Source organism: Halorubrum sp. GN11_10-6_MGM, assembly GCF_005435165.1.
Lineage (GTDB): Archaea > Halobacteriota > Halobacteria > Halobacteriales > Haloferacaceae > Halorubrum.
The window spans coordinates 77,385-84,214 of record NZ_SGUC01000014.1 but is presented as its reverse complement, the minus strand read 5'-3'; the positions used below and the strand labels follow the sequence as shown (position 1 = coordinate 84,214).

Here is a 6,830-nt window from a genome sequence, read left to right as displayed (position 1 = left end):
TACTGTTTCGGTAGCCGCCGCATTCAAGAAGTCGTCTACCGAAGCCACATTTTGCAGGGTTGCGCTGGTGTTGGACACACTTTCCGCACCCTGCCGCTTCGTACGTGACGCTTTCTATGACACGCTCTTAATAGGATGCCACCACGATATACTACAGATAGGGCAATCGATATAGGGCGTGAGATTGACGCTAATCGATTCATTATTCACTACATGTATCCCCATGCGCCATATCCGCTGGCGGAAGAGGATTTACAATCCCCATTCGCGAAGGTCACCAACGGGGAGTTATCCCAAGAAACTATCTGGGAACTTTATGTCGAAAATCTCCGGTATGTGCTCGACGATGTGGAGCTTCTACTCGACAATATAGATGCAGAACGGGTTGTCATTACCGCTGACCACGGGGAAGCATTCGGAGAGTACGGATTCTATTGGCACAAAGTCGCTTGTCCATTACCGATTGTCCGCCAAGTGCCGTGGATCGAGACAACTGCAGAAGATACAGGCGGGTATGAGCCCGACGGGTGGGACAAATCTGAGAAAAAAAATGAAACTTGTATAAACGAACGCTTGAAGGCGCTTGGTTACGCTGAGTAATTATATATCGCTCTTGATGGGATGAAAGCCTGCTAAGTCCCCAGCGCATGGAGTAAGAATGGGGTGGTCAAAGGCCGATGCTACGCAAAGGTCTTCGAACGCGTGCTCTTGATTGGTCTACGTGCCAAGGAAGCCGCATCATGGGACGCCGCCCGTCTGTCGGACCGACAGACGGGCGGCAAGCCCGAATAGGTGTGTCTCTACTCCATGCACTCCCACTCCAGAGGTTGCCATGTACTACCTCGGAATCGACCTTCACAAGGACGAATCACACGTCGCTGTTTTGGACGACGATGCCGAGGTCGTCGAAGAGATTCACGTCCCAAACGCGAATCTCGACGAAGTCGCCGAAGAATACGCTGGAGCCAAAGCCGCGATCGAAGCAACCAGCAACTACTACACGGTCTACGACACCCTCGACGAACATCTCGACGTGGTTGTCGCAGATCCGAGCCAAACCAAGGCGATCGGCTATGCTGAGGTGAAAAACGACCGGCTCGACGCGAAGTTGCTCGCGCAACTTCGCCGAGCCGGCATGATCGCTGAGAGTTACGTTCCGCCCGAAGAATTGCGTGAGCGCCGCGCACTCGTGCGCGGCCGGAAACGACTAGTCGAAAAGCGGACAGACTTCAAAAATGAAGTCCACGCCGTTCTCGACCAACACGGGATCACCTACGACTGGGATCCGTTCAGCGTGAACGGGCGCGAAATCCTCGCCGGCGAGGATTTCTCGCTCGGTGTGGTCGGCGATCAGTTGATGGAGTCGTTCCTTTCGATCATTGACGAGCTCACTGCTCAGATCAAGGAACTCGAAGAGATGATCGAAGAGACCGCTGCGTCTCTCGAGGAGACGCAGCTGTTGATGACAATTCCTGGCGTGAGTTTCTACTCATCGTTGCTGATCACCTCGGAGATCAGTGAGATCGACCGGTTCGACGAGGCGGATCAGGTGGTAAGCTACGCGGGATTGGATCCGGTCGTCCGCGAGTCAGGCGACTCGCGGACTGAGGGATCGATCTCGAAGCGTGGGAAGGCAGACTTACGCTGGATCCTCGTCCAATGTGTCCAAACGGCGGTTCATCGGTGTAACGATCCGTATCTTGGACGCTTCTACGCTCGGTTGAAACAGCGGAAGAACCACCAGATAGCGATCGTCGCAACGGCGCGGAAACTGCTCGTGTCGATCTTCCACATGCTTGATCGCAAGGAGGTGTACGATCCACCAGAGGTGAGTGCCTGAGGGCCGCCGAGCCGGCGGCCCTCATCGGCGGATCGCAGCGGGCGTGAGCCACAGCTAACGCCTTCACGTTGTGACTGCCTGCCGGCTGGTTCCTGAGCAATCACCGTGACTGCTTGCGGTTTTCTCTCCGTGGAAAAGATCGGACCGATCCCGGCGAAAAATATAGTATCGCAGACGTGGTTTGTTGCGCTAGCAGGCTTTCATAGGTGTAGCACATTATTGGTTTCAGAGAGTCGCTTTGACAGCGTGTTTGGGCGCTTTTCGTCCGGGTTTGCGGTAAAGTTCTCGTCTGAGTTGGAACGCTCGGAGATACTGTGTGAGACAATCTTTTGAGATGCCTCGATGCGGCGAGAGCCACCGTTGCGCCAGCGACGCGTGGCTCTCGCAGGTGTTCACGTGGACCGTCTCGTCGGCGTACTCACCATCTCCGTGAACGACGTATTCGCGGTCGAAGCTCTCGGCTTCCTCAAGCGGATCGTACGCGCAAAATCCGTCGGTATAGACGGTGAGAGGCTCCTGCTGGCGGTCAGCCAGCAGGAGCCGGATCGTCGATTCGTTTGCGGATTTCGCCGGCACGACGTACCGCTGCTCGGTGCCGCGATCCACGAGGACGAACACCGGCGGTTTGTCCTGTTCATACGTCCCGCGCCCCCGTCCGGAGAGGCCGCGAGAGCGCGACCGCTGGTCGCGCTCGCGGCCTTTCAGGCCGGCAGAGACGTAGAACTCGTCGATTTCGACCGGGCCACGGAGATCGAGTGACGGCGCGTCGAGCGCTTCGACGAAGCGCTCGACACGCCTGTGGATCGTTTTGTAGGTGACTTCGATTTCACACTGTAACTGCCTGAGACTCGTGTTAAACCGCAAAAAGGCGTAGATCGAGAACAACCATTTGCAGAGCGCGATCTTCGAGTGAGCGAAGATTGTGCCGGTCTTATCGTTGAATGTGCGGCCGCAATCCTTACAGAGATACCGCTGAAAGTGCGCGTAGCTGCCGTTTCTGACCGTTCGGTCAGAATGGCAGCGAGGACAGGCAACACCGTCACGCCAGCGAACCTGTTGGAGCAGGTCCGCTGCGACCGATTCCGACCCAAACACATCGAGCGGAATCATTCGTGTCGGACACCGCTGACGCGGTGTCCTTGTCCTCTTCGACTCGATAGCGACAGCTCAGCAGTATCAACAATCTCCTACAGAAGAGCGTTATATATACTTACCAATCAGTTTGACACACTATCCGTGGAATAAAAATGGTAGCATTCTAAATTCAGTACCTCACAAAGCCGGTTAGTTAGAACGTCTGCTTGCTGTTGTTGTGCCTAAACACCAGCAGCAAGCAGACAGTGAAATCCACGAGGACCAACTCCTTAACTTCCTCGTCAATCAGCTTGACGAGGAAGTTCCTCTCAACCTCGCAAACAACGCTGAAATCGGTGCAGAGGACATTTACGAGGTCCTCGTCAGCGCGACCGCCGACAGGACCTCGATCTCCACGCTGTACAACTCCAGCGAAGACTCGCCATCGCCGAACACGATTCTCTATCACCTACGCACGAAGTTCGAGCCGGAACGGCTCGAACGAGTCGCTAACACGCTTCTTCGGCGAGATATCGTCGAACTGCTCCCCGAACAGGTGGAGGTCTGCGCAGACCTCCACCTGCGACCCTACTACGGTGACGAAGACGACACAGACGCTCTCTACCACTCGGAGGCGAAGCGTGGAACCACCGCATTCCACGCTTACGCGACACTCTACGTACGCGTGCGGGACAAACGGTATACGCTGGCGGTGCGCCGTCTCGAAGACGGCGACACTGCCAGCAGCGTCCTCGCCGAGTTCTTCGGAGTGCTCGACGGCCTTGACGTGGAGGTCAAGGCCGTCTACCTTGATCGCGGATTCTACGACAGCAAGTGTCTCACGCTACTACAGGCGCACAACTACGCCTACGTGGTACCGATCATTCAGTGGGGTGAGGCGATTCAGCAGGAACTCTCGGAAGGGTGGAGTCGCATCATTCAACACGACTTGACAGGGAAACTCGACGGTCACAGCTGGACCGTCGAGTTTCCCGTCTACATCGACTGTACGTACCTGAATGGACGATATGACGACCATGGCGTGGCGCGTCACGGCTACGCCGCTGACGCGCCGTTCATCGAGTGTCCACGCGACGCACGATACCACTACTCGAAACGGTTCGGTATCGAGTAGAGCTATCGGTTGTCCGAGCAAGCGATAGCGACGACAACGACACGAGACGCGACGGTGAGGCTGCTGTACGTCGTGGTGAGTCTCCTGTTGCAGAACACCTGGCGGTATCTGCACTACGAATACGTGGCGACGCCCCGCCGCGGGGGGCGTCGCCTCTGGTGGTGGCCGTACAAGCAGTTCGTCAATATGGTTCGGCGGGCTGCGTGGACGGCCCTCGCGGTGCGTCGGGCCGTCCCCGCGAACCGACCACCTGACGGCCGGTTCCACCGGTAGTCACCGACCGGGAACGCCGTTTCGTGAGTGGCTACGCTGTCGCGTCGGCGGCTGACCGCCGCCGACAGCGACAGCTCCGTCTCCGATCAGCGTTGCTCGACCGTTATCGACGACTCGTCACAACAGAACAGGTAGCTCAGATCAGGCTAACTGGCGATGCTTTGTGAGGTACTGAAATTGGTGCTCAGTATTCAACACGATGTTCTTGTCATGTACGGTAATTAGCGTTGATGTGTCGATCTCTGATTTTGTACGACCATTCTGAGACGCGATATGTGAAATCAGTGTTGAGGCTGGTCGTTCATCACGCCGGTCACACCGGGGATCTACCTGGACCCGTATTTATATACACGGGCGGTTTGAGCCACCAACTTAGACTCACTTATTAAATCCTGCTAGCGCAACAAATCACATCTTCGATACTACATTTTTCACCGGGATCGACCAGATCTTGTCCACAGAAAGAAAATCGTACGGAGTTACAGCGATAGCTCAGGAAACAGCTGGCGGGCAGTCACAACATGAAGACGCTAAGAAGATGGGTAAGCTCAACTGAGAGTTGAAATTTCATCGACTCCAGCTACAAGAAGCAGTATTGCGATCCAACACAGCCTGTTTGATTTAATACGACGAGTAAGTTCGTACTGTTCTTGAGTAATTTTAATGATCAACTAGTAAAGTGAATCCCGATATTTTTCGATGTCCGACTAATGAATCGTCCTCATTATTTTGTGTGTACTATTGACCAAACATTTTCTTAAATATTTTTGACACTATTGTGGAAAATCTCTCTTCCTGAATCAATCTCCGCAAGCGGAAAAATAGGCCTTCCCTGTGTGTGGTTACGGAGATCTTCTCACCTCGAATCTTCCAAATTCGATTATCTGCCTCACGATTCAATTGACTAGCAAACTTAGAATAAACGCCGGAATCGCGTCGACCGTGTAATATTTTTGCTTTGCCGCCAAGGTAGCCGACACTTACATCACCAAATCGAACATTATATTCGGGAGGTAGTACTGAATGTGAGATGTCTTCGGAAAAGAGTGCCTCTCTAAATGACGGCTGATCAAATTGAATACCGGCTTCTCTGTGCGCTAGGTACAGATCTTGCCACCGGTTGAACAACCGTTTCGTACCGTTCGTATCTTTGAACAACAGGATACCTGTGTTTAACTCAGGGAACCCGTCTGGGATCGGAGTTAGTGGCTCGTCAACCACGCGATTTGGGGCATATGGAGCGGCAAGCTCGTATGTGTCCAACAGCTCAAATATTCCGCTAATATCAGTACAGACATACGTATCTGTGTCAAGGAACAATGTTCGCTCAAAAGGTGTTTCTTGAATCCATCTGACCTTATCCCCTGAATCATTCCTCGGTTATGTGAGCATAATAACATGATCAAAATAGTCTGAATTGAGGTCACAGTCCGTGATTATCGCGGTAGCAAGATCCGTATGATCTGATACGCTTTCGGCTGACTGGACGGCCTCACGGCAATAATTCCGACCAGTAGCAATGTAGAGTATACCAGTATTCATGCTTGAATTGTATGAATTGGCTAATTTTGCTCTCTAAGGTGTCTGTGAAGATGCTAATACAGTGGGTAATACACCCCGGATTGTATAGGTGTGACCAGTTTCACCCACTGGGATTGAAGAGTCATATTCAGACAGTTTGGTATCTTCAATATCGACCCAACGTCCGCCTTTCTCTCGATGATCGCCAACTTGGAGAGTGTAGCCGGCCTCTGTGAGTCGAGAGATGAGTTCTTCAACCGAACTATCGAAAATTGGGAGATGTTGGGGATGTACCTCAATATAAATATCTGGCCCATCTTGATTGAGGACATCAACCATCCCGTCTAATACCGTGAGTTCTGCCCCCTCAACATCTATTTTTACGACCGAAGGTGAGAGGTGACGTTCAGCAAATTCATCAATTGTAATTATGTTTGATGAGGATACATCCCCGACACGCGCCGCAGTAGCCATGATTCCGTCGGTTTCGGGGATAGTATTAAATGTTGTGATCCTGTGTTCGTCCGCATCAAATGCAAAGATATTGTCTGTCGGAACGCCTGCTTGGCGGGCGAGCTGCGAGAAGTGTCCATAATAACAGCCGATGTCGTAAAAAGTATCTTCAGATGATAAGGAACGGTATAGTGATTCTGCGAGTAGTGGCTCATACGATCATAGTTGTTTGGAATTTTCGGTGCTGGTATGACTCTCGAGGAACAGTGATTGGTACCTTCTTTCCGTCGAACGTATAATTAACTTTGACGGTCGAGACAGCTTTCGCTTCTGCGTCTAAGATCCAATCATGAACGAATGTTGCTTTCACGAATTCTTTCACCGGTTGGGGGAGTATTTGCCTTGCCCAGTCAATTGAGCTTTGGAACAAGTCTAACTGCATTGAATACATAATTATGTATAAACTCATCTATATATGCCTGTTCATCGGTATCGAAAAACACTGAATGGTCCCTACGCCCCATATCTTGTTTC

5 protein-coding genes and 1 pseudogene are annotated in these 6,830 nt (G+C 52.4%); 3 read left to right on the top strand and 3 right to left on the bottom strand.

Translation table 11 applies throughout. From position 1 onward, the window contains the following. Positions 1 to 213 precede the first annotated feature (213 nt). Together EXE46_RS09090 and EXE46_RS09085 are read left to right on the top strand one after the other, a co-directional pair. The gene (locus EXE46_RS09090; RefSeq protein ID WP_158413940.1) at positions 214 to 600 is read left to right on the top strand and encodes a hypothetical protein; all 387 of its coding nucleotides are present in this window, start codon (positions 214 to 216) and stop codon (positions 598 to 600) included. Between the two features lie 232 nt (positions 601 to 832). Continuing rightward, entirely contained in the window at positions 833 to 1,840 is a 1,008-nt protein-coding gene (locus tag EXE46_RS09085) for an IS110 family transposase (RefSeq protein ID WP_137688081.1), read from the top strand. A 225-nt stretch (positions 1,841 to 2,065) separates the two neighbouring features. On the opposite strand, the gene EXE46_RS09080 is transcribed toward EXE46_RS09085, so the two are convergent. After that, entirely contained in the window at positions 2,066 to 2,950 is an 885-nt protein-coding gene (locus EXE46_RS09080; RefSeq protein WP_137688080.1) for an IS1595 family transposase, read from the bottom strand. 202 nt (positions 2,951 to 3,152) lie between these two features. Between EXE46_RS09080 and EXE46_RS09075 the strand changes: the two are divergent. Then, a pseudogene (locus EXE46_RS09075) lies at positions 3,153 to 4,322 on the top strand (ISH3 family transposase). A 738-nt stretch (positions 4,323 to 5,060) separates the two neighbouring features. Here EXE46_RS09075 and EXE46_RS09070 read toward each other — a convergent pair. Further along, positions 5,061 to 5,543: a glycosyltransferase family 77 protein gene (locus EXE46_RS09070; RefSeq protein ID WP_137688079.1), complete on the bottom strand. Its 483-nt coding sequence runs from the start codon at positions 5,541 to 5,543 to the stop codon at positions 5,061 to 5,063. Positions 5,544 to 5,897: 354 nt separating this feature from the next. Next, positions 5,898 to 6,356, bottom strand: a complete 459-nt coding sequence (locus EXE46_RS09065) for an FkbM family methyltransferase (RefSeq protein ID WP_342765019.1) — start codon at positions 6,354 to 6,356, stop codon at positions 5,898 to 5,900. Positions 6,357 to 6,830: the final 474 nt, after the last annotated feature.